This is a genomic window from Ruegeria sp. D4, from assembly GCF_056534475.1.
Window position 1 is genome coordinate 18759 of sequence record NZ_JBQFPJ010000009.1, and the last position, 22608, is coordinate 41366.

The window sequence follows — 22608 nt, forward strand, 5'->3', positions numbered from 1 at the left end:
TTCTTTATTGATCATAATCGACGACGACAGTGTCGGTCAGTGGAAAGGACTGACAGGACAGAACATAGCCCTTCTCAACCTCATAGTCCTCCAGCGCATGGTTGGTCACCATCTCCACCTCGCCCTCAATCACTTTGCAGCGGCAGGTCGAACAGACCCCGGCCTTGCAGGCATAAGGTGCATCCATTGCGTTCTGCAAAGCCGCGTCCAGCAGCGTCGTGTCCTTGGGCATATCGATGGTCTGGGTTGCGCCGTCCAGCGTGATGGAAGCCTTTGCCGTATTGGCGCTGCTTGCGGCATCCTTGGCCTTGGCCTTGCGCTTCAACCGACCGGGTTGGGCGCTGGCGAAAAGTTCGAATTTGATCTGACCGTCATCCAGCCCATGGTCGCGCAATGCACGGGCTATGCCCAGCATCATCGGCTCGGGGCCGCAAATGAATGCGACATCGACATTTTCGATGTCGATCCAACCGGTTTTGAACAGTTGCGCGCATTTTTCTTCCGTCACCATTCCGGTGAACAGATCGATTTCCTGCGCATCCGTCTCGAGCACGTGGATGACGTTGAAACGTCCCATAAAGCTGTTCTTCAGGTCCTCAAGCTCCTCGCGGAACATGATCGAGTTCACGCTCTTGTTGGCGTAAACAAGCGTGAAGCTGGAATTGGGTTCGCGTGACAGGGTGGTTTTCAGGATCGACAGCACCGGGGTAATGCCGGACCCGCCCGCGAAACCCAGATACTGCTTCTCGTTTCCGGCATTCAGCTCGGTGAAGAACCCACCCATCGGCGGCATCACCTGAATGGTGTCCCCCACCTTCAGATCTTCGTTGGCCCAGGTCGAAAACGCACCGCCATCGATCCGCTTGATGCCGACCTGCAGGACACCGTCATCCTTGCCCGCGCAGATCGAATAGGATCGGCGCAGTTCCTCACCGTCAAAGTCGCGGCGAAATGTCAGGTACTGGCCTTGCGTAAAGTCGAACTCGGCAGCCGCACCATTCTCGGGCTTCAGCGTCACGACCACTGCATCGCGGATCGTTTTGCGGATGTCTGTGACTTCAAGATCATGAAAGCGCGCCATGGGTTCCTCCCTCAGATGCACTTGAAATAGTCGAACGGTTCCAGGCAGTCGCAACACCGCCACTGCGCCTTGCAGGGGGTCGAGCCGAACTGGCTGAGTTTTTCCAGATGGTTGCCACCACAACGCGGACAGCGTTCGGGTCCGCCTGCCGGTTGCGGCGGTGCGATGCCGAACTCTTCCAGACGCACGCGCCCCTTGTCCGACAGCCAGTCGGTGGTCCATGCAGGTGAAAGCTGACGGCGCAGTTCAAGCCTGTCGATCCCCTTTTCGCGCAGCGCCGTCTGGATATCCAGATTGATGACGCTGGTCGCCGGGCAACCCGAATAGGTTGGTGTGACCGTGACAACCAAAAGATCATCTTCCCACGCGACGTCGCGGATGATCCCCAGATCCACCAGAGAGATCACGGGGATTTCCGGATCGGGCACATGGTCCAGCCACTGCCAGATTTCACCGACGGAGGGCCGCGCCATCACTGTCACCACCGGCAACCGGGATAGGCACGCGGCAGCCACTGCATCGTGCACAGCAGATGGCCCAGATGTTCGGTATGCATCTGGCCGGTGCGGCCACCCTTATGGGCAAAGCGGCTTTCGGGAATGGTCAGCGTCGCCTCGGACAGGACCCGGCCCACCAGCGTGTCGTATTCTTCACGCAACCGGCCGGGGTCGCTCGAGATACCGGCCTTAACCATGGCCTCATCGACCGCGTCGCCTTCAAACATTTCTCCGACATAGGGCCACAGGTAGTTCAGGGCGGCCTGCATCCGGTTATGGCTTTCCTCGGTTCCGTCTCCCAGACCGACAACTGTGTCGGCAGATCTTTCCAGGTGATACGCCACTTCTTTGCTGGCCTTTTCAGCGATCTCGGCCACAGTCCGATCCGACGATCTGATCAGTCGGCCCAGCATGATGGAATGCCACGCATCGAATAGAAACTGACGCATCAGGGTCTGACCGAAATCGCCATTGGGCATCTCGACCAGCAGAACGTTGCGAAAATCCCAGACGTCGCGAAGAAAGGCCAGATCGTCCGCCGACTTGCCTTCGCCCTCAATTTCGGCCGCATAACCCAGCCAGAGCTGCGTCTGACCGATCAGGTCCAGCGCCGTATTGGCAAGCGCGATGTCCTCTTCCAGCACGGGCGCGTGACCGCACCATTCGGACACCCTGTGCCCGAGGACCAAAGTGTTGTCGCCCATCCGCAGCAGAAATTGCAGCAGGGCCTGTTTGTCGACTTCTGCCATCACATATGCCCCACTTCGTCCGGGATGTCGTAAAACGTCGGGTGGCGGTAGACCTTGCTCTCGGACGGCTCGAACAGGGGGCCCTTCTCGCCGGGTGCGGTGGCCGCGATGTGCCGGGCTTCAACCACCCAGATCGACACGCCTTCGTTGCGGCGCGTATAGACATCGCGCGCGTTCTTGATCGCCATTTCGGCATCTGGTGCATGTAGCGAACCAACATGCCGGTGGCTCAGCCCATGCTGGCCGCGGATGAAGATTTCCCAAAGGGGCCATTCATTTTTCATAGCGGAACCTCCTGATTACTCTGCCGCGTGCTTGCGGGCGGCTTTCTTGCGGGCATGTTCCAGCAAGCCGTCGCGCACCCACGCGCCGTCGTCCCACGCCTTGTTGCGCGCAGCCAGCCTGTCCACGTTGCACGGACCATTGCCCTTGATGACGTTGAAGAACTCGGACCAGTCCGGGTCGGTGTAGTCGTAGTGGCCGCGATCCTCGTTCCATTTGATGCCGGGATCTGGCAAATCGAGGCCAAGGAATTCGATCTGCGGAACCGTCTGGTCCACGAACTTCTGGCGCAGCTCGTCATTGGTGTTGATTTTGATTTTCCACGCCATCGACTGCGCCGAGTGCACTGAGTCCTTGTCAGAGGGGCCGAACATCATCAAAGACGGGAACCACAGCCGGTTCAGCGCGTCCTGCGCCATTTTCTTCTGCTCGGGCGTACCTTCAGCCATCTTGCGGATGGCGTCATAACCCTGCCGTTGATGAAAGCTCTCTTCTTTGCAAATGCGAATCATCGCGCGCGAGTACGGCCCGTACGATGTGCGCTGCAACGGCACCTGATTCATGATCGCCGCACCATCCACCAGCCAGCCGACGGCACCGATATCCGCCCAGTTCAGGGTCGGATAGTTGAAGATCGACGAATACTTCATGCGCCCGTCCAGCAACATCTCGGTGATCTCGTCGCGGCTGACCCCAAGCGTTTCCGCAGCACAGTATAGATACAGACCATGCCCGGCCTCATCCTGCACTTTGGCCAGCAGGATCGCTTTGCGTTCCAATGTGGGCGCACGGGTGATCCAGTTGCCTTCGGGAAGCTGGCCGACGATTTCTGAATGCGCATGCTGGCCGATCTGGCGAATCAGGGTCGCGCGGTAATCATCCGGCATCCAATCCCTTGGTTCGATCTTGATATCGCGGTCGATCTTGTCCTGGAACTCACGCTCCTGATCCGTCATCTCGTCTTTGGTTTTGACGCCGGTTCCGGCCGTTTTCACAAGTTGAGCATACATCTGGGGTCTCCTCCCTTAGACGCGTTCAAGGATCAGGGCGACGCCCTGACCCACGCCGACGCACATGGTGCAAAGCGCATAGCGCCCGCCCGAGCGTTGCAGTTGATAAGCCGCGGTCAGCACGATGCGGGCCCCCGACATGCCCAGCGGATGACCCATTGCAATGGCACCGCCATTGGCATTCACGTGCGGTGCATCATCGGTAACACCAAGCTCGCGCAGCGTGGCAAGGCCCTGAGCCGCAAACGCCTCGTTCAATTCTATCACATCCATCTGATCGATACTCAGACCGGCGCGGGCCAGCACCTTGCGGCTTGCCGATACCGGGCCGATGCCCATGACGCGCGGCTCGACACCCGTAGCGGACATCCCAACCACGCGCGCCATCGGTGTCAGGCTGTTCTTGTGCGCTGCCACCTCGCTGGCCAGAAGCAGCGCCGCTGCGCCATCGTTCACACCCGAGGCATTACCCGCAGTCACGGTTTTGTCGGGGCCATTCACGCCTTTCAATCCGGCCAGCTTCGCAGCATCGGTTCCGGGACGGGGATGTTCGTCCGTATCCACGACAACCGGATCGCCCTTGCGCTGCGGGACCGAGACCGGGGTGATCTCATCCCGGAAAATCCCCGCCTCATGCGCTGCTTGCCAGCGAGCCTGGCTGCGGGCCGCGAAGTCGTCCTGATCCTGACGGCTTACGCCATAGTCTTCGGCCACGTTATCAGCCGTTTGCGGCATGCTGTCCACGCCGTACATGTCTTTCATCTTCGGGTTTACGAACCGCCAGCCAATCGTTGTGTCATAAACCGCATTGGCGCGGCTAAAGGCGCTGGTGGCCTTGGGCATGACGAAGGGCGCGCGGCTCATGCTTTCCACGCCGCCCGCAATTGCCAGATCGAAGTCGCCCGCCCGGATTCCACGCGCGGCCATGCCCACCGCATCCATGCCGCTGGCGCAAAGCCGGTTCACCGTGGTTCCCGGAACCTCAACCGGCAAACCCGCCAGCAGCGCCGCCATACGCGCCACGTTCCTGTTGCTTTCACCGGCCTGATTGGCATCGCCAAAGATCACGTCATCCACACTGGCCCAGTCCACCTGCGGATTCCGGGCCATCAGTGCAGCGATCGGCACCGCCGCAAGGTCATCTGTTCTGACCGAAGACAACGCGCCACCGTACCGGCCAATCGGGGTACGTGTCGCGTCACAAATGAATGCGTCCATCAAAGGCCTCCTGTCGCAACGGCCGGAAATACCAACCGTATGGTCGGTTAATACGGGCCGCGATGATTCGAAGCAAGTAATATGTTACGAATTTTTTGCCATTCCCGAATCAATGTAACTTATTGTTCGACACAACGACCTTCGCCACCGGGAAATACCGGGACCACTATCCGGTCAAAGCCGATTCAAGCGCTTTGATCGAAGGGCGCGGCAACCTGTCGAGGATCTGGAAAACAGCCTTTCGGCAGGCCGGACCCTTCCACGCCTCGGGCAGAAACTCTGACGGCAAATCCGGGTGCCGCAAAACGATGCGGCGCCAGCTGTGAACGATCAGGACCCGCAGCACCGCCGCCTGGAACGGATCGCCGACACCCGAGGCCGGAATGCTCTCCTGAACCGCCCGCAATCGGGTCAGAAGCTGTTTATATCCTTCGTTCAGCGCATCTGGTCCGCAACGTTCGCGCAGCCAGCGGGGAACCGAGAGGGCGCCGCTTTGAACAATAAACAGGTCTTCGATACCTTCCGGAGCCTCACCGGGAGCCATCGCTGCCGTGCTGCTCAGTGGAATGTAGTCACCGGTCAGCAGCAGATCGGCCAGTTCCTGCCGGGACCCGTCCGAACTGTCCGCGATAAGGACATGCCAGGTTTCCGGGCGCACGGTTTCGCGGGCGTAGATGCGCGGCACCGCTGCAGCGCTTTGAGCGCGCCCGAACGCCGTCAGGCTGTGCGTGCTGTTGCGCCCGCTCCGGGTGCTTTCGATCCAGCCCTCCTTGCGCAGTCGGTGCAAAGCAACACGGGTCGCTTCAGACTTTATCCCGGCAAGTCCGGTCAGCCGGGTAATAAGGGCACCGCTGATCTGATCGGTCTCCTTCTGGGCCAGATCGCCGAAAATCGATACCAGCACCGACCAGACCCGCTGCGTGCCGGACGCCGTCAGCTGGGCAATACAGGTTTCGAACCAGTCAGAATGCGGATCTTTCATAGCCTAAGTATAGCCCGGCCAAAGGAAATTGCCATCCGGCCCGCTTCAGTAGGCTACCATTGTCAGCAATTCATATTCCGCCACCAGATCACCATCCTGGTTGGTCAGCGACACGTGCCAGCGCACTTCTCCGTATTCATCAATGCGCCCGGTCTTCTTCATGACAGTCAGCCGCACCTTGATCGCATCGCCTGCTTCCACCGGCTTCATGAAACGCAGATTGTCCAGCCCGGTATTGGCCAGAACCGGACCTTCGTTGGGTTCCACAAACAGACCCGCCGCAAACGAAAGCAACAAATAACCATGCGCCACACGACCAGGGAAGAACGGGTTCCGCTCGGCCGCGGCCTGATCCATATGGGCGTAGAAAGTGTCGCCCGTGAAATGCGCGAAATGCTCGATATCGTCCATGGTGATGGTGCGCGGTGCCGTATGAATGGTCTCGCCAATCGCCAGATCGTGATACCGACGGGTAAAAGGATGCGCCGGGCCTTTGATCTCGGTCGCACCGGAAACCCACCTGTCGCCGATCGCGGTCAGGATATCGGGCGAGCCCTGAATTGCCGTGCGCTGCATGTAATGCTGCACCCCTCGCACACCACCCATCTCTTCGCCGCCTCCGGCGCGACCGGGGCCGCCGTGGACCATGTGCGGCAACGGAGACCCGTGGCCCGTCGCTTCCTTCATCGAATCCCGGTTGTTGAAATACAAACGCCCGTGATAGGCCCCGGCCCCCATGACAATCTCACGCGCGACGGATGGGTCGCGGGTGACCACGGACGCCACCAGTGAACCCTGCCCCTTGTTCGCCAATTCAACCGCATGGTCCAGATCACGATATCCCATGATGGTGCTGACCGGGCCGAAGGCCTCGGTATCGTGCACCCGCCGGGCCGTGTCAGGGCTGGCGCAATGGAACAGCATCGGTGGAACAAAGGCGCCCTTTTCGACATCCGCACCGTCAATGGCGAAGTCTTCAGGATCGCCGAAAACCCGCTCGGCCTCCTGCCCGATGATCGCGGCTTTTTCCAGAACATCGCGCCTCTGGCCTTGTGAAACGAGCGCGCCCATGCGGGTGGTTTCAAGCCTCGGATCGCCGATGACCGTCTTTGCCAATCTGTCCGAAAGCGCATCGATCACAGCCTGAACATGTGTTTCCGGTGCGATGATCCGGCGGATGGCCGTACATTTCTGCCCCGCCTTTGTTGTCATTTCGCGCTGAACTTCCTTGATGAACAGGTCGAACTCGGGCGTTCCGGGTTCCGCATCCGGTCCCAGAACCGAGGCATTCAGGCTGTCCTGTTCGGCCACAAACCGTACCGAGTTCTCAAGGATCACCGGATTGGCACGCAGTTTCAGTGCCGTTTCGGCCGAGCCGGTAAAGCTGACCACGTCCTGCATTCCCAGCCGGTCGAGCATATCGCCCAATCCGCCCGTCACCAACTGCAAGACACCCGTGGGCAAGATGCCTGAATCCAGCATGATGCGCACGCACAACTCTGTCACGTAGCAGGAGTTGGTGGCAGGTTTTACAATCGCCGGAACCCCGGCCAACAACGTTGGCGCCAGTTTTTCCAACATGCCCCAGACCGGGAAGTTGAATGCGTTGATATGCACCGCGACGCCCTGCAACGGGGTGCAGACATGCTGGCCCAGGAACGTTCCGTTGCGCGACAATTGCTCAACCTCGCCGTCCAGGAAGACATGCCCGTCAGGCATCTCGCGACGCCCCTTGGACGCATAGACAAAAGTCGTGCCGATGCCGCCATCGATGTCGATCAGGTGGTCGGATTGAGTCGCGCCTGTATCGAAAGACAGATCATACAGTGCCTGTTTGTGCTGCCCCAGATGCATGGCCAGCGCCTTCAGCATCTTTGCCCGCTCGTGGAACGTCATTCTGTGCAGGGCGGGCCCGCCTACATCCCGCGCGTGGTCCAGCATTGCCTGCACGTCCAGCGCGTTGTTACCCGCGGTCGCGATTACGTCTCCGGTGACTGCACTGGCGATGGAACGGGCGCCTTCACCCGGCCCAATCCATTCACCGGCGGCAAAGCTGGAAATCTGTTGGATGGTCATATGTGCCTCCTCATCCTTGGCATCCGGTCGGCGAATTTGGCCGGGTCGTTCGGATCAAACTATTATTAACCGATCGGTCGGTCAAACATAAAACAGCAAAAATGCCTATCTATGCTGCATCTATGCCACCCGAGCTGGCAGACGGGCAAAGCCGCGAAACCTGATGCGATTTCCTCTTTGCGCACCCTCCTGCAACTCAAAACCGGGAAAGCGCTCGAGAAAACGGCCAACGGCAACACGCCCTTCCATTCGCGCCAGAGTCAGCCCGACGCAGGTATGCGGCCCGCCGGCAAAGGCGTGATGTTTGTTGGGACGGCGATCCAGTTTCACGGCATCGGGGTCGTCAAACTGGCGCGGATCACGGTTGGCAGCACCAATACAGAGGTGAATATCCGTACCCGCCGGGATCATGTGATCATGGAATTCAACTGCCTCGGTGGTCAGGCGATTGCCGAACTGGTTCGGGCTTTCCAGCCGCAGGAACTCGTCCACTGCAGTCGTGATCAGGTCGGGTCTGGTCCGAAGTTCGGCCCGTTTATCCGGGTGCCGGTGCAACAGATCAAGCGCGTTACCGATCAGGTTTGTGGTGGTTTCGTGACCGGCATTCAGAATGAAGATACAATTCTGATACAGCTCGACTTCGGTCAGCCGATCGTCCACATCACCCTGCATCAGTCGGGTCAGGACGTCTGTTTCCGGGTCGCCCGGACTGGCGCGGCGGTCGTCGATGATCCGGCGCAGGTTTTCGACGAAATCGGCGACAGCGCGATTGCCCTGCTCCTCCTGCTCGGGCGTCAGCTTGGGCTCAAGCGCCCCAAGTATCGCGAGCGACCAGTCCCGCAAAGGCTCACGCTCGTCACGGGGAATGCCCAGAAGATTTCCGATGATCTCGATGGGAATGGCACCGGCAAAATCTTCGATCAGTTCGACTTGGCCCTTGGCCTGCATCTCGTCCAGCAGGCGATCAACCAGTTCGACCAGCCCCGGCTCCATCTGCGCCAGCGCGCGGGGGTTCAGCGCGCCGACCATCACCTTGCGCACACGGGTGTGCAACGGCGGATCGTTGAACACCAGACTGGTGGTGTGGTGTTCGTATAATGCGCTATCGACCCCGTATTTCGGGCCAAAAACCGCCTTCTTGTCCGAAATGAAACGGCGTGTATCGCGATACACCAGATCCAGATCCTCGTATCTGGACAGGATCACGCTGCCATCCGGCTGCACACAAACCGGCGCATCCTCGCGCAAAGCGGCGTAGGTCGGATACGGGTCCTGATGGAACCCCTCGGGAAGTGCGGTCAGCGCGAACATCAGTGCCCCATCGCGCCCATCTGCTCGGGCAGGACCAGCACCAGCCACGGCACCAGAACGATCAACGCCAGGCGGAAGATGTCGGCAACCCAGAATGGTGTCACGCCCCGGAAGATCGTACCGGTCGACACATCGCCCACCACGCCTTTCAGGATGAACACGTTCAGACCGACGGGCGGGGTTATCAGGCTGATCTCGGTCACAACGACCACGACAATGCCGAACCAGATCGGGTCATAGCCCAGCGACGTGACCAGCGGGAAAAAGATCGGCACCGTCAGCAGCAGCATCGAAAGCGACTCAAAAACGCAGCCAAGGATAATGTAGATGCCCAGGATCATCAGAATCACCACGAAAGGCGACACTTCATACGCCGTGACCAGCGCAATCAGCGCTTCGGGCAGACCCGCCAGGTTGATGAAATTCGAAAAGATCTGCGCCCCGATCAGGACCGAGAACAAGGCCGCGGCTGTATAAGATGTCTCCTTCAGCACCTCGAATGTCGAACTCAGCGTCAGGCCGCCGCGCGAAAGGGCGATCAGGAACGCGCCCATTGCACCCATGCCCGCCGCTTCGGTCGGGCTGAAGGTCAGGTTCAGCGGGTGAAAATCAAACGCGCCGTAGAGGCCCCCGATAACCAGGAAGAACAACAAAAGCACGGCCCAGACGGATCGCAGCGCCGTCAGACGCTCGCCCCAGCCGTGGCGTTCACCGGCAGGGCCTGAATCAGGCTTGCGCCAGACGGTCCAGCGCACCGCGAACAGGTAGAACAGGATGCCCATCATCCCCGGCAATATCCCGGCGACAAACAGCTTCCCGATCGAGGTTTCGGTCAGCAGGCCATAGATCACCAGAATGACCGAAGGCGGTATCAGAATGCCCAGCGTCCCGCCTGCCGCAATCGAGGCGGTCGACAACTCGTCCGAATAGCGATAGCGCCGCATTTCGGGCATCGCAACCTTGGACATTGTAGCAGCCGTGGCCAGAGACGACCCGCAGATTGCCGAAAAACCACCGCAGGCGGCGACGGTCGCCATCGCGATACCGCCCCGAAAATGCCCCAGGAAGGCGTTAGAAACCGCGTAAAGCTCACGCGCCAATCCACCTTTGTTGACGAACAGTCCCATCAGGATGAACAGCGGCACAACCGACAGGCCATAGTCCTGCGCGGTGTCCGTGATCTGGCGGCCCACCATCGACATGGCGGCCTTGAGCCCCCGTTCCGAAAAAATCGCGCCGCCGCGTTCGTAGGCGAAGCCAAACGTGCCAACCAAACCCATCGCAAAGACAATGGGCAAACGAAGCAGCACCAGAACCAGTACCAGTGCGAAACCGATCAGGGCTGCGGTCATTGGGTCTGCTCCGACAGGGCGTGGGGTGCAAAGATGTACATCAGCCCGGTAATCACCATCGCGATGGCGGCAATAACGGTGAAGAAGGTGATGAACCAGCCGACATAGAAGACCGGGATCGACAGGTATTCTGTGACGTCCCCGTAGTCGCGCGCGCGTTCGGACAGTATCCAGACCCTATTGATTGGCCAGATCAGCATGATGCCTGATGCCAGGTAAACCACAGCGTCACGGGCCCGGCTAAGGCGAAGACGGGAAAACAGACCGTCTGTCAGATCGACCGCGATCTGGCCTTTTCCCGCGGAAATCATGGGCAGGACCGAAAACACGAGGATGGCCATCAAAATCCGGGTCAGTTCGGTCGCAGCCTCGATCGGAGCATTGAAAACCGAGCGCAGGATGACATCGCAGAATGTCATCACCATCAGGATGAACAGGGCCACACAGGCCAGCAGCGTCGGAAAAAAACTGGCGCGCCGCGCCCAGATCACGAGATTTCGCATGATTATGTCTCTTGCCGGTAAAAAAATGGCTGGTGGGAAACCCCACCAGCCGGACAGCCTTACTGAGCCGCCATTTCTTGCACGATCAGGTCATAGGTTGCCTGCGCGTCGATACCGGTTTCATTGACTTCGCCAATCACCTTGCTTCGAACGTCGGCCGCAATCTGATTGAACTGTTCAAGATCTTCTGCGGACGCGGCGTTGATGCTGTTGCCATCCGCCGCCTCGGTCGCCTCGCGCCCGATGGCGTCGATCTGGTCCCAGATCTTGCCGATCTCACGGCTCAACGGCTCGCCGAAGACCTTCTCTTCCAGCGCCTTCTGCAGATCTTCGGGCAGGTCGGCAAACGTATCTTCGTTCATGATGAACGCAAACGAGCCGCGATAGAGCCCGCCGGGCACTTCGTAAACGTTCTGTGCAACCTCGGTCAGCTTGAAGCCCTTGCGGGATTCAAACGGCATGACAACGCCATCCGCCGCTTTGGACGCGAGCGTTTCATAGACCTTGGGGGCTGGAACCTGAATGCCGGTTGCGCCCAGCGCCGTTCCAACGTCGCCACCCACACCACCGGGGATACGTACCTTCAGCCCCGAGACCTGATCCAGCGATGTCACCGGAGCGCTTGAATGCAGCTGCGCCGGACCGTGCGTGTGCAGCGCGATCAGCTTGACCCCGCGATGCTCGTCGGCCGCTTTCAGGTACTTCTCATAGGCGCGCCAATAGGCGACCGATGCGGCCTCGGCCGATCCTTCGTACCCGGGCAGTTCGATCATCTTTGTAGTGACGAAGCGACCCGGCTGGTAGCCGTGGAAAATGATCGAGGCATCTGCCGCGCCATCCATGATCAGGTCCATTTGCGCGGGCGGCGGTGCAAGGCCAAGTTTCAGCTCGGCGGTGACTTTACCATCCGTGGCTTCTTCGACCATTTCGGTGAATTTCGGCCACATCATTGCGTTGATGCCATGGGTCGGCGGGGCCCAGCTGGAAATGGTCAGCGTGTAATCCGCCGCCAACGCCACAGTACCCGAAACGGCCAGCGCGGCCGAGGCAAGAAGGGTACTCAACTTAGTGAACTTCATGGATCTGTCTCCTCCCAGTGAAACATGAGTTAAGAATGCGTTAATGGTCCTTTTTGTAACCATCAACGGGTTTAGAGCTTTCGGGCACCGCCGCCAACTTCCAGGACGCGGGGCTTTCGGACGCCACCAACTGCATGGCTTCCAACGTTTTTTTCCATCCCACCTCAGTCGCGTATTGCATCGGGCCGCCGCGCCAGCGTGGGAAACCATAGCCATGGATCTGAACCATATCGACGGCATCCGTGGTTTCGGCGATACCTTCCCTGACAATCAGCGCCCCTTCGTTGGCGAGAACGGCCAGAATGCGGGAAGTGATTTCCTCAGCCGAAAACTCCCGGCGTGTAATGCCCTGCTCGGCAGAATATGTTTCGATCAGCGCCTCGACCTCGGGGTCGCGGATCGGTGCGCGGTTACCGTCTTCGTAACGATACCAGCCTTTACCGCTGCGCTGCCCAAAACGCTCCAACACGCAAAGCTGATCGGCGATGGTGACGTACCGCTCCTGCGGATCACGCGAGACCGCATTACGTTTTCTGTTGGCCCAGGCAATCTGCAACCCGGTCAGGTCTTGCAATTCATATGGCCCCATCGGCATTCCAAAAGCGCGCATCGCGGCGTCAATCTGATACGGCATGGCACCATCGGCCAGCAGGTAATCCGCCTCGCGCCGGTACGCGGCCAGCATTCGGTTTCCGATAAATCCGTCACATATTCCCGACAGGACCGGAACCTTGCGCAACGTCTTGCCCAAAGCAAAACCTGTCGCGATCACCTCGGCACTGGTGTGAGGGGTTTTCACGATCTCAAGCAGTTTCATGACATGCGCCGGGCTGAAGAAATGCAGTCCCAAACAACGGGGGGGATTTTGCACCCCTTCGAATATGTCGACAGGATCAAGATAAGACGTGTTGGTGGCCAGAATGGCGTCCGGCTTGATGTGGGCGGAAAGGTCTGCAAAAACCGCGCGCTTGACGCTCAGATCCTCGAATACCGCCTCGATCGCCAGATCCGCGTCTGCGGCGCCAGAATAATCTTCCACGGCGCTGAAGGCTGACAACCGATCCTGCATCTGCGCTTCGGTCATTCTGCCGCGCTTTACTGCCCCATTCAAAAGCTCGGAAACGCGCGCCTCTGCCGCTGTCGCCGCCTCGGCATCACGCTCGATCAGGGTTACAGCAAGACCACCGTTCAGCGCGGCCGTGGCGATCCCGGCCCCCATAAGCCCGCCGCCGACGACAACGATTCTGTTAATCGCGCGGGGTGAGGCACCCTGAATTGCCGATGGCTTGGTCACAGTACGCTCCGCAAAAAAAGCATGACGCAATGCACGGCTTTCCGGGGTTTGTCTCAGCTCCAGGTGACGCGCCCGCTCTTTCAGTTGGCCTTTCAAAAATGGTTCCAGCGCCCATGACAGCGACGTCAGGTTCTCCAGCGGGGATTGCTGACCTTTGGCACGTTTTTTCAGCACCTCTCGCGACACTTCAAAAAGATCGGGCGCAATGTCTTGCACTTTCCGCTGACTGACGGGTACAGGCCGCGCAGGAAGATCCGCGACAAACTCTCTGACCGCCAGGTCGATGTTTTCAGCGACCAGATCGACACCCCCAAGCTCTTGCAGGACTTCGGCTGTCAGCAGCTTTCCCGAACAGGCCATATCGATTGCAACGTCCATCCCGGCAAGGCGTGGCAGTCGTTGTGTGCCTCCGGCACCGGGGATCAGCCCTACATTGACCTCGGGCAGCCCAAACCGTGTGCCCGGCGCAGCGATCCGCCAAGCACAGCCCATGGCAATCTCGAAGCCACCGCCCAACACGTTGCCATGCAACTGGGCGACAAACGGAACCGGGCTGTCTTCGATCATCTGCACGACATCAGGTAGGTGAGGTTCAACAGGCGCACTGTCGAATTCCGACATGTCGCCACCGGCAATGAAGGTCGAACCGGCGCAGAGCAGAACGGCAACCCGGGCATCCTTGACGGCATCTACCGCATCCGCCAGCCCCTGGCGCACCTGCAACGACGTCGCATTCACCGGCGGATTGTTCACCATGACCCAGGCGATGTCGCCTTCAAGATCCACTTTGACCAGCGGGGATTGCGTCATGCCGGCTCCCAGTTCGGTTCAGATTCGCAACTCGGTTATTTATTGACCAACCGTTCGGTTAATGCAATATGGAACTTGCCGGATTTCAAACACGAGGTCGCCATGAGCGATACCATTCTTGCCATAAGTCACGGAAATTGGGTCGAAATCACCCTGAATCGCCCGGACAAACTGAATTCCTTCAACGAGGAGATGCACCTTGCCCTGCGTTCCGCGCTGGAAAAAGCGCGCGACGACGGAGCGCGGGCCATCTTGCTGACCGGCGCCGGGCGCGGTTTTTGTGCAGGGCAGGATCTTGGCGACCGGGACCCTTCGAAGATGGATGGGCCGCCCGATCTTGGGCACACTGTGCGCACCTTCTACGCGCCGCTTGTTCGGCTGATCCGGTCGCTCAACTTTCCGGTCATCTGCGCGGTGAACGGTGTTGCCGCCGGCGCGGGCGCAAACCTTGCATTGGCCTGTGACATGGTCCTGGCGGGCGAGTGCGCGAATTTCATCCAGAGTTTTTCCAAGGTGGGGCTGATACCCGACACCGGCGGAAGCTGGCACCTGCCCCGCTTACTGGGTGAAGCGCGGGCCAAGGGCCTGGCCCTGACAGCGCAACCCCTGCCTGCCGCGCAAGCCGCCGAATGGGGGCTGATCTGGAAAGCGGTGCCGGACGATCAACTGATGCCCGAGGCTCGCGCGCTGGCTGAACAGTTCGCAAATGGCCCGACGCTGGGTTACGGGCTGACAAAAGAATGCATTCACGCCGCAGCCAAAAACACCCTTTCCGATCAGCTGGATCTGGAGGCGCAAGCCATGAAAACCTGCGGTCAGAGCGCGGACTATGCCGAGGGCGTCGCCAGCTTTCTGGAAAAGCGCGCACCGAATTTTCAGGGCAGGTAAGCATGAACGCGAAAGAACGGGCAGAAAAATCAGCGTCCGCCATGTGGGCCAACGATCAGGCAAGCAAGTGGTTCGGTATGGAAATTCTTGAGGTCGATGAAGGCCGCGCCGTGCTGACACTGACCGTCGCGGCCCACCATTGCAACGGTGTGGGCATCTGCCACGGCGGCGTCAGCCACGCCCTTGCCGACAGCGCCTTTGCGTTTGCCTGCAACAGCAGAAACACTGTCACCGTGGCGCAGCATACGGTGATGAGTTATCTCGCCCCCGGCCAGTTGGGCGACAGCCTGACCGCCACGGCGACGGAAATATCCCTGACTGGGCGGAGCGGCATCTACGACGTCCGCGTCACCAATCAGGACAACAAACTGATCGCCGAGTTTCGCGGCATGTCCCGCACGATCAACGGCCAGTTGTTCAAAGAATAACTTCGCGTTTGGAGGAGACCGCGATGGAAGATCTTAGCCCCAACAAAGCTGACCTGGACCCGATTGAAATCGCATCGATCGATGAGATACGGGCTCTGCAACTGGACCGCCTGAAATGGTCGGTGCGTCACGCTTATGAAAACGTGCCGATGTACAGGTCGCGTTTCGATGAGGCCGGCGTTCATCCTGACGACCTGCAAAGCCTGTCTGATCTGGCAAAGTTCCCGTTCACCTACAAGAACGACCTTCGGGATAACTACCCATTCGGGCTTTTTGCCGTTCCACGCCGCGAAATCGTGCGCATTCATGCGTCTTCAGGAACCACGGGCAAGCCGACCGTTGTTGGCTATACGCAAAACGACATCGACAACTGGGCCGATCTGGTCGCCCGCTCAATCCGCGCCAGCGGGTTACGCAAGGGTGACATGATGCATGTGGCCTATGGGTATGGCCTGTTCACCGGCGGTCTGGGCGCACATTACGGGGCCGAACGGCTTGGCTGCACGGTCATACCGATGTCGGGCGGACAGACGGAAAAGCAGGTCGGCCTGATCACCGATTTCCGTCCAGACGGGATCATGGTGACGCCGTCCTACATGCTCAACATTCTCGAACAGTTTCACAAGGCCGGGCTTGATCCGCGCGAAAGCTCACTCAAGGTTGGCATCTTTGGCGCCGAGCCATGGACCGACGCCATGCGCAAAGAGGTCGAAGCCGCCTTTGACATGCATGCGGTCGACATCTACGGCCTGTCGGAAATCATGGGGCCGGGTGTCGCCAACGAATGCGTCGAAACCAAGGACGGTCCGGTGATCTGGGAGGACCACTTCCTGCCCGAAATCATCGACCCGGAATCAGGGGAGGTTCTGCCGGACGGGGAAATGGGCGAACTGGTCTTCACCACGCTCACCAAGGAAGGCCTGCCGATGATCCGCTACCGCACCCGCGACCTGACGCGTCTCTTGCCGGGAACCGCCCGGTCGATGCGCCGGATGGCCAAGATCACCGGGCGCAGCGACGACATGATCATCCTGCGCGGCGTAAATGTCTTTCCCAGCCAGATCGAAGAACAGGTCATGGCGACCGGCGGACTGGCACCCTATTACCAGATCGAGCTTTACAAATCGGGCCGCATGGACGCGATGCGGGTGCTGGTCGAGGCCAATCCGGATTCGACCGACGAGTTGTCCAAAACCGCAGCGGCGCGCATGCTGACCAAGCGGATCAAGGACATCGTTGGTGTTTCAACCGAGATTATTGTAGAGGACCCCGGACAGGTTGAACGCTCGCAAGGCAAAGCCAAACGGGTCGTCGACAACCGTGATAAGGAGTAGACCTTGGCCCGTACCATCGCCAAAGATCACGATCAGAAACGTGCTCAAATCCTGAAATCGGCGGCACGGGTATTTGCCAATGAAGGGTTCGACCGTGCCTCGATGTCCTTGCTGGCCAAGGAGTGCGGGATATCAAAAGCCAATATCTACCACTACTACGACAGCAAGGATGCCATCCTGTATGACATCCTTGAAACCTACCTGCGTGATCTGCGCGACAGGATCTGCGGCATCGACACGGATGGCCTGACGGCTGAACAGAAACTGCGGGCCGCGATAAAAGAAATCCTGTTCGCCTATCAGGGCGCGGATGATGAACATCGCGTTCAGGTCAGCGGCATGTCCGCACTGCCCGACGAACAGCAAAAGGTCCTGCGCGGTTATCAGCGGGATCTGGTCAATTTCGTCAGCGACATACTGAAAGAACTGGCTCCGGGCGTTCTTGGAACAGACAAGAACAAGCTGCGCGCCGCGACCATGTCCGTTTTCGGCATGTTGAACTGGTATTACATGTGGAACACTGGTGCAGGGTCAAAAGCGCGCGAAGATTACTCGGACGTGGTCAGCACACTTACCCTTCACGGTATTCAGAACCTTTAGAAAGGGCTCGGGTCTATTGGGCCAAGACCGAAGCGCGCAACTCGTTCAGGGCCTGACTGTCTGGCACTTTGCTCAGGGCCTCCTCCAGAATGGCCAGCGTCGCCTCGCGCCCATCGACTGCTGCGGCAATCCGGACCAGCATGACCCAGGCTTCTTCGCGTTGCGGATCCATGCGCACAACCTCGCGAAAGGCGCGTTTTGCTGCGGGAATGTTTCTGAAGGTCAATGCCATTCCACCCAGTACCAGATGGGTTTCCGGAAAATCTGACCGCGCCCGCAGCGAGGCCCGCCACTCGGACATCGCCTGCTGCAACTTGTCCTGCTCCTGCTCCGGAAGACCGGCGGCAGGAAAGTCCAGCATGGCCTTCGCAGCCTCGATCCGCACCATCCTTTCCGGGTCGTCGAGCAGTTCGTTTAGCCTGTCCGCCTGTAGCCGGGGCGGCGCGGCCCTTTGAATTGCGATGGCCGTCGCCCTTATCAGCGGATCATCATGTGCCAGCAGAGGTGCCATATCCTCGGCGGTAGTCTCATCCGCGACCTGAGACAACAGCCATAGGGCTGTTGCCCGGACCAGGCCCGCCTGACTGTCATCAAGCGCCAGAGAGTTCAGGTCCGGCTTGGCGCCCACTGGATCAGACCGCCCGGCCGCCAGCGTGACGCCGTAATGCGGGCGCGCTGCTGCATTCGGATGGTATTTTTCTATCTCCGCCGCCGCCCATTCTGCCGACCGATCCGCGTGGCAGTCGGTGCAGGCGTCTGGTGCACCGGTCACGTCTGCCAGATCCGGCCTTGGGATACGAAAGCTGTGGTCCCTACGACCGTCTGTCCCCATATAGACACGCTCGATCATGTGGCAGTTTTTGCACTGCGCGCCCTCGGAACCCGCTTCATGGAAATGATGCGAAGGATCATCGTAGGGCTTTAGCGGCAAAGACGTGAAATCGGGATTGCCTGCCGGGGAATGGCATTGCGTGCAGACGCCGTTTCCGTCTGCCTTCAATTCGGCGCTGTGGGCGTCGTGGCAATTCAGGCAAGTCACGCCCTTTGAGTACATCCTGGATTGAAGAAACGACCCGTAGACATAGACCTCGTCCAAAATCTGCCCATCGGCGTGGTAGAGGCCGGGGCGCAGCAACGACAGGTTGTAAGCCTCATGAAAACTGGTTCCGGGCATTGGATTTCCCTCGCCAAACGGCTCACGTCGGGAATGGCAGGTCGCACATTGCTGTATCGCAGCCTCAGCCCCTGCCCCGGCGAAATCCATCGCAAATCCGTATCCCGCGGGCGCGGGCACCGATGAGGTTCCGGCAGATTCCGCCCAGTCGACATGCGCCGAACCGGGGCCGTGGCAGGCTTCGCATCCGACCCCCGTTTCGACCTGAACCGAAACATAGGCCTGACGGCGTTCGTCATAGCGCTTTTCGAAACCGGTCGCATGGCACTCCGCGCAGCGGGCATTCCAGTTCTTGTATGGTCCGGTCCAGTGCAACCCGTCATCCGGCGGCAATGTCTGGTCGGGGTACAAGTGGTACCAACGTCCGTTTTCGACATCCCAAACGACATCAAAGCTTTGCAATCGGCCCGGCTCGGTTTCGATCAGATACTGTTGCAGCGGCGCGACCCCGACAACGGAATGGACGGAATAGTCTTTCACCGTGCCGTCGGTCTCGGTCAGGTGAATGCGGTAGTTTCCGTTGTCGACTGAGAACTCGTATTGCACCCCGTCGTGCTCGAACCGGGTTCCGTCAAAGTCGGCCAGGACGGTATCCGGCGCGGGGCTGGTCCAGGCAAGCGCGTGATGCGACCCCATCCAGGCGTCGGTGGCATCCTGATGGCAGCCCGTACACTGCTCCGATCCGACATAGTGCTGGTCCGTGTTCTCCGACTGTATCTCTTGTCCCCTGACGGCAGCGGCAAGGTACGCCCAAGTTGCCAGAGCAAGGATCAGTACAACACCGAAATCCGAAATCCTGCCCGAGCAACCGGGCAGGTCAATGCGCCGGGGAACCGCCCAGCGAGGCTTCCAAAAACAAGTGTGCCGTCGCAATTGGAATGCTCCCCGGGCCCGTCGGATCACGCGGCGGTCTCTCCAACCACGTCTTCACCACCTTCTACACGATTGATGTCGGTGTTTGGAAAAAACTCGGACCAGACATGCCAGAACACGCCGGCCCGCAGCGTCTCGACCCTCTGCAACTGGCCCTGATCCGAAACACCCCAGAAATCGCATCGGGTCACGGGCTGGCCGCTGTCGTTGTACCAGACACCCAAACTCTCATAACGAGGGTCCAGACTGACAACGACGTCGCGCCCGCCAACCCGCGCGTTCACGATCCAGTCATTCTCGACAATGAAATCGTCGGTCCAGCAGGCCGCCTCATCCCCGATTGTGATCCCCCAGACATAGGTCTTGTTCGGCAGCCGATTGTCCGAGCGGTCCATGTTGTCCATCACCGGCGCATCTTCCTGATGCTGGCGGGAAATACCCCAGCCAAAAGTGATCTCCGTCACCATGTCCAGAAGGCGCAGCAGCGGGTTCGAAGAGGGTTTGTTCAGGTAAACCTCGCCGTCGGGAAAGGCCTTCTGAAACCCGCGAAACGTCATCCGAAACGTGGGCCATGGCTTCATCCGAGCTTCCGGCCGCAGGGGGCAGGCAGGTCCGTCCGCATTCGGGTCGCGATCCGCTTCGCGGAAGCCGTAGATATGCTGAATCGGCTCGCCGGTATCATTGTCACGCAGGATCAGGTTGTTGCCGTGCTGGGCCAGAACCTCGAGGTTCAGCCGCTTGCCTTCGATGGCCGGCGAATATCCCTGACCGAGATTGGCCATGGCACAGTAGGTCATCACGACGTCTTCGCCGCCCAGACCTTTTTCATTGCCCGCCAGATGCGGGCGCATAATCTGCGCATCCGGATGGGCGCGGGCATGCCCATTGTTTTCGATCACGATAACCGGCGCCGTCGACCCGACGTATTTCCGCGCTTCGCTGATCGGAAAATACTGCGCCGTGTTAAGCTGGTTCCGCAAACCCAGATGCACCCAGACATAGGGAAACCCGTACAGAAATATCACCAGCAGCGCGGCGACAAACCAAAGCCAGAACGAACCACCGCCAAACAGGAAATGCGCCAGCGTTGAAACGGCAAAGCCACTCAGCCCTATGCCGATGAGGCGGTATTCGTTTCGGATGAACCGCACCATATTTTCGCGCTTCACCTTCAACAGCATCTGCGAGATGTCGCCAAGATCGCGGAAATAGACAAATCCGATCCCAAGCGAGGCGATCAGGCCAAGAGCGAAGAGTATGTTTCCGACCATCTGCACCTCGTGATCCTGTTCCGGTTTTTGCGTTATTGCTGCGCAGAGGCGCGTTTGGTCATGAACGCATCTACGGCCTGTTGCGTTTCGGGGCGTATGTTCTCGATCCCTTCATAGGGCACACCGTAGGCAGGCGTTGTATCGGGATATTTCTCTTTTCTTGCCATGTGACGCCCCAGAATCCGCGCGAACTCCTGACCGCCCCAGGCGCCAACCTCGGTCGAGACCGAGTATTCTTCGCGTGTGTCCCGGTAGAGATCAAAGAACTTCGCGAGAATCGCACTTTCCCCGGGCCCCGGCAGTTTCAGCTTAAGCTGGTCTTTCACAACGGCCTCAGGCTTGTTGACCGAATAAATGATGACATGATCGCGCCGCGCCTTGGTTTCATCGGCAAACAACAGGGCGGCCGATTGGTCCACCCCGTCAACCAGACGATCTCGTGGGATATGCTGATCGGCCCCGGCGAACCGGGAGAGCGTTGTGTAAAGATCCGAGACGTGAATGATGCTGTTCAGCAGACCATCAGCCTCGATCATACCAGGCCAACGGATGAAGGCATCGACGCGGACACCGCCTTCGGTCGTGTCACCTTTGCCACCTGCATAGATCAACGGCGTAAAGCCGGATTGTGGAGCGTATTTTGTGAAGTGTCCGTTATCGCCCATCACTACGACAACGGTGTTGTCGGTCAGCTCAAGTTCATCCAAGCGGGCAAACAGATCGCCCAGCCACTGATCCAGCAGCTGCATCTTGTCGACATAAAGTCCCCCATTCACGCTTTCCGGTCCCGATCGTCCGGCACGGGTGTTGTCCAGCGGGATCATCGGCCAGTATTGCAGGAAGAACGGATGCTCACCGCCTGCAAGGCGATCCAGTTCCTCCAGCGTCTTGTCCTGGAACGCCTGGTTCATCTCGTCATATTTAGCGGCATTCCAGCGTTCACCGGTTTCCATGCGGATTTCACGGATTGGGCCGCCGGTTTCACCTTCGATCACGGTCATCATTGCAGCAGCATCCGGCCGGAACCAGCCGTCCAGCGTGTACTTGTCGTCGTAATCCCGGATCGCGACCGAAACCTGTTCCCTGATCGCGTCGTCGTTGAAAATGGTCAGCTGCCCCTGCTGGTGGATTGCGTGCTGAGCGTAATCAAATCCCTGGTTCATCGCCCAGCTTTCAGCGATGTCGCCCATATGCCACTTGCCCACATGACTGGTCGCATAGCCCGCCTGTTTTAGGACCTCGGCCAGCGTGACTTCGTTCTCCGGCAGGCCAAAACCTGCGATATCGACTGTCGTGTCGCCCATGCCCATCCGCACCGGCAACCGCCCGGTCATCTGCGCCACCCGCGTCGGCGTACAGGAGGGTTCGGTATACATGCGTACCATTCGCATGGCCTGATCCGAGAAATCGTTGATATTCGGCGTTTCATATCCCCGCACGGCGTTCAGCTCGGGTATTCCCATGTCGCCAAAACCCATATCGTCGATCAGCACACTGACGATGTTCGGTGGGTTGCCTCCGTTGCCGTCCCGAAATGCGGCCAGAGCGTCGTTGACCGCAGCGTCATCCTGTGCCCATTGGTCTTCATGCTGGGACTGAAGAATGTAAAACTCGGCATCGTGTATGATCGGAGCATCCTGCGCAAATCCAGGCGACGCGAAAAGACCTGCCGTCAGCACCCGATAGCAAAACTGTTTCATACCCTACCCCCCAGATAGACATTTTTTCGGCTGAACGCCGGATGTTTCACATCGATACATTGCGATACTAAATGTGAACTTCCTACCCGCGCAACC

Annotated in this window: 20 protein-coding genes; 4 read left to right on the forward strand and 16 right to left on the reverse strand. The window is 59.2% G+C overall.

The features are described from left to right. Nucleotides 1-4: 4 nt before the first annotated feature. The 13 genes from ACR0MI_RS13445 to ACR0MI_RS13505 all read right to left on the reverse strand — a co-directional run bounded on the left by ACR0MI_RS13445 (nucleotide 5) and on the right by ACR0MI_RS13505 (nucleotide 14244). A complete protein-coding gene (locus ACR0MI_RS13445) occupies nucleotides 5-1081 on the reverse strand; it encodes a 2Fe-2S iron-sulfur cluster-binding protein (RefSeq protein WP_170616029.1) in 1077 nt (358 codons plus the stop codon). An 11-nt stretch (nucleotides 1082-1092) separates the two neighbouring features. Further along, a complete protein-coding gene (gene paaD, locus ACR0MI_RS13450) occupies nucleotides 1093-1554 on the reverse strand; it encodes a 1,2-phenylacetyl-CoA epoxidase subunit PaaD (RefSeq protein ID WP_170616027.1) in 462 nt (153 codons plus the stop codon). 5 nt (nucleotides 1555-1559) lie between these two features. Beyond that, on the reverse strand, nucleotides 1560-2327 hold the full coding sequence (paaC, locus tag ACR0MI_RS13455; protein ID WP_170616025.1) for a 1,2-phenylacetyl-CoA epoxidase subunit PaaC: 768 nt from the start codon (nucleotides 2325-2327) through the stop codon (nucleotides 1560-1562). Then, a complete protein-coding gene (paaB, locus tag ACR0MI_RS13460; RefSeq protein ID WP_170616022.1) occupies nucleotides 2327-2611 on the reverse strand; it encodes a 1,2-phenylacetyl-CoA epoxidase subunit PaaB in 285 nt (94 codons plus the stop codon). The genes paaC and paaB overlap by 1 nt, the downstream gene beginning before the upstream one ends. A 15-nt stretch (nucleotides 2612-2626) precedes the next feature. Further along, entirely contained in the window at nucleotides 2627-3619 is a 993-nt protein-coding gene (gene paaA / locus ACR0MI_RS13465; protein ID WP_170616020.1) for a 1,2-phenylacetyl-CoA epoxidase subunit PaaA, read from the reverse strand. A 15-nt stretch (nucleotides 3620-3634) separates the two neighbouring features. Then, on the reverse strand, nucleotides 3635-4837 hold the full coding sequence (pcaF, locus tag ACR0MI_RS13470; RefSeq protein ID WP_170616018.1) for a 3-oxoadipyl-CoA thiolase: 1203 nt from the start codon (nucleotides 4835-4837) through the stop codon (nucleotides 3635-3637). 166 nt (nucleotides 4838-5003) lie between these two features. Next, nucleotides 5004-5819 carry a PaaX family transcriptional regulator C-terminal domain-containing protein gene (locus ACR0MI_RS13475; RefSeq protein ID WP_170616016.1) on the reverse strand — a complete coding sequence of 272 codons (816 nt, stop codon included), beginning with the start codon at nucleotides 5817-5819 and terminating at the stop codon, nucleotides 5004-5006. 45 nt (nucleotides 5820-5864) lie between these two features. Next, nucleotides 5865-7895: a phenylacetic acid degradation bifunctional protein PaaZ gene (paaZ, locus tag ACR0MI_RS13480; protein WP_170817224.1), complete on the reverse strand. Its 2031-nt coding sequence runs from the start codon at nucleotides 7893-7895 to the stop codon at nucleotides 5865-5867. Nucleotides 7896-8015: 120 nt separating this feature from the next. Continuing rightward, nucleotides 8016-9206: a cytochrome P450 gene (locus ACR0MI_RS13485; RefSeq protein ID WP_170616011.1), complete on the reverse strand. Its 1191-nt coding sequence runs from the start codon at nucleotides 9204-9206 to the stop codon at nucleotides 8016-8018. Next, the gene (locus tag ACR0MI_RS13490) at nucleotides 9206-10558 is read right to left on the reverse strand and encodes a TRAP transporter large permease (RefSeq protein WP_170616009.1); all 1353 of its coding nucleotides are present in this window, start codon (nucleotides 10556-10558) and stop codon (nucleotides 9206-9208) included. Before ACR0MI_RS13490 ends, ACR0MI_RS13485 begins: the two co-directional genes overlap by 1 nt. Beyond that, nucleotides 10555-11061: a TRAP transporter small permease gene (locus ACR0MI_RS13495; protein ID WP_170616007.1), complete on the reverse strand. Its 507-nt coding sequence runs from the start codon at nucleotides 11059-11061 to the stop codon at nucleotides 10555-10557. The genes ACR0MI_RS13490 and ACR0MI_RS13495 overlap by 4 nt, the downstream gene beginning before the upstream one ends. A gap of 59 nt (nucleotides 11062-11120) precedes the next feature. Next, a complete protein-coding gene (locus ACR0MI_RS13500) occupies nucleotides 11121-12140 on the reverse strand; it encodes a TRAP transporter substrate-binding protein (RefSeq protein WP_170616005.1) in 1020 nt (339 codons plus the stop codon). A gap of 40 nt (nucleotides 12141-12180) precedes the next feature. Then, nucleotides 12181-14244 carry an FAD-dependent oxidoreductase gene (locus ACR0MI_RS13505; RefSeq protein WP_170817223.1) on the reverse strand — a complete coding sequence of 688 codons (2064 nt, stop codon included), beginning with the start codon at nucleotides 14242-14244 and terminating at the stop codon, nucleotides 12181-12183. A 102-nt stretch (nucleotides 14245-14346) separates the two neighbouring features. On the opposite strand from ACR0MI_RS13505, the gene paaG reads away from it, so the two are divergent. Genes paaG through ACR0MI_RS13525 form a run of 4 tightly spaced genes read left to right on the forward strand, consistent with a single transcriptional unit; the run spans nucleotide 14347 to nucleotide 17494 of the window. Beyond that, a complete protein-coding gene (gene paaG / locus ACR0MI_RS13510; protein WP_170616001.1) occupies nucleotides 14347-15132 on the forward strand; it encodes a 2-(1,2-epoxy-1,2-dihydrophenyl)acetyl-CoA isomerase PaaG in 786 nt (261 codons plus the stop codon). Between the two features lie 2 nt (nucleotides 15133-15134). After that, the gene (gene paaI, locus ACR0MI_RS13515; protein ID WP_170615999.1) at nucleotides 15135-15560 is read left to right on the forward strand and encodes a hydroxyphenylacetyl-CoA thioesterase PaaI; all 426 of its coding nucleotides are present in this window, start codon (nucleotides 15135-15137) and stop codon (nucleotides 15558-15560) included. Between the two features lie 23 nt (nucleotides 15561-15583). Next, a complete protein-coding gene (gene paaK / locus ACR0MI_RS13520) occupies nucleotides 15584-16894 on the forward strand; it encodes a phenylacetate--CoA ligase PaaK (protein ID WP_170615997.1) in 1311 nt (436 codons plus the stop codon). A gap of 3 nt (nucleotides 16895-16897) precedes the next feature. Then, nucleotides 16898-17494, forward strand: coding sequence for a TetR/AcrR family transcriptional regulator (locus tag ACR0MI_RS13525; protein WP_170615995.1), 597 nt, complete (start codon nucleotides 16898-16900; stop codon nucleotides 17492-17494). 13 nt (nucleotides 17495-17507) lie between these two features. Here the strand turns inward: ACR0MI_RS13525 and ACR0MI_RS13530 are convergent, their stop codons facing one another. The 3 genes from ACR0MI_RS13530 to ACR0MI_RS13540 are packed head-to-tail and all read right to left on the reverse strand — an operon-like array spanning nucleotide 17508 to nucleotide 22512. Next, on the reverse strand, nucleotides 17508-19541 hold the full coding sequence (locus ACR0MI_RS13530; RefSeq protein ID WP_480854611.1) for a cytochrome c3 family protein: 2034 nt from the start codon (nucleotides 19539-19541) through the stop codon (nucleotides 17508-17510). Nucleotides 19542-19567: 26 nt separating this feature from the next. Beyond that, entirely contained in the window at nucleotides 19568-20812 is a 1245-nt protein-coding gene (locus ACR0MI_RS13535; RefSeq protein ID WP_170615993.1) for a DUF3179 domain-containing (seleno)protein, read from the reverse strand. Nucleotides 20813-20844: 32 nt separating this feature from the next. Then, nucleotides 20845-22512, reverse strand: coding sequence for a sulfatase-like hydrolase/transferase (locus ACR0MI_RS13540; protein ID WP_170615991.1), 1668 nt, complete (start codon nucleotides 22510-22512; stop codon nucleotides 20845-20847). Nucleotides 22513-22608 lie beyond the last annotated feature (96 nt).

Excerpts from the sequence above, each read along its gene's own strand:
- ACR0MI_RS13495 (WP_170616007.1), bottom strand. The coding sequence starts at position 11,061 with ATGCGAAATCTCGTGATCTGGGCGCGGCGCGCCAGTTTTTTTCCGACG.
- ACR0MI_RS13475 (WP_170616016.1), bottom strand. The coding sequence starts at position 5,819 with ATGAAAGATCCGCATTCTGACTGGTTCGAAACCTGTATTGCCCAGCTG.
- ACR0MI_RS13505 (WP_170817223.1), bottom strand. The coding sequence starts at position 14,244 with ATGACGCAATCCCCGCTGGTCAAAGTGGATCTTGAAGGCGACATCGCC.
- paaD (WP_170616027.1), bottom strand. The coding sequence starts at position 1,554 with ATGGCGCGGCCCTCCGTCGGTGAAATCTGGCAGTGGCTGGACCATGTG.
- paaZ (WP_170817224.1), bottom strand. The coding sequence starts at position 7,895 with ATGACCATCCAACAGATTTCCAGCTTTGCCGCCGGTGAATGGATTGGG.
- paaB (WP_170616022.1), bottom strand. The coding sequence starts at position 2,611 with ATGAAAAATGAATGGCCCCTTTGGGAAATCTTCATCCGCGGCCAGCAT.
- ACR0MI_RS13485 (WP_170616011.1), bottom strand. The coding sequence starts at position 9,206 with ATGTTCGCGCTGACCGCACTTCCCGAGGGGTTCCATCAGGACCCGTAT.
- ACR0MI_RS13500 (WP_170616005.1), bottom strand. The coding sequence starts at position 12,140 with ATGAAGTTCACTAAGTTGAGTACCCTTCTTGCCTCGGCCGCGCTGGCC.
- paaC (WP_170616025.1), bottom strand. The coding sequence starts at position 2,327 with ATGGCAGAAGTCGACAAACAGGCCCTGCTGCAATTTCTGCTGCGGATG.
- pcaF (WP_170616018.1), bottom strand. The coding sequence starts at position 4,837 with ATGGACGCATTCATTTGTGACGCGACACGTACCCCGATTGGCCGGTAC.
- ACR0MI_RS13445 (WP_170616029.1), bottom strand. The coding sequence starts at position 1,081 with ATGGCGCGCTTTCATGATCTTGAAGTCACAGACATCCGCAAAACGATC.
- ACR0MI_RS13540 (WP_170615991.1), bottom strand. The coding sequence starts at position 22,512 with ATGAAACAGTTTTGCTATCGGGTGCTGACGGCAGGTCTTTTCGCGTCG.
- paaK (WP_170615997.1), top strand. The coding sequence starts at position 15,584 with ATGGAAGATCTTAGCCCCAACAAAGCTGACCTGGACCCGATTGAAATC.
- ACR0MI_RS13535 (WP_170615993.1), bottom strand. The coding sequence starts at position 20,812 with ATGGTCGGAAACATACTCTTCGCTCTTGGCCTGATCGCCTCGCTTGGG.
- paaG (WP_170616001.1), top strand. The coding sequence starts at position 14,347 with ATGAGCGATACCATTCTTGCCATAAGTCACGGAAATTGGGTCGAAATC.
- paaI (WP_170615999.1), top strand. The coding sequence starts at position 15,135 with ATGAACGCGAAAGAACGGGCAGAAAAATCAGCGTCCGCCATGTGGGCC.
- ACR0MI_RS13490 (WP_170616009.1), bottom strand. The coding sequence starts at position 10,558 with ATGACCGCAGCCCTGATCGGTTTCGCACTGGTACTGGTTCTGGTGCTG.
- paaA (WP_170616020.1), bottom strand. The coding sequence starts at position 3,619 with ATGTATGCTCAACTTGTGAAAACGGCCGGAACCGGCGTCAAAACCAAA.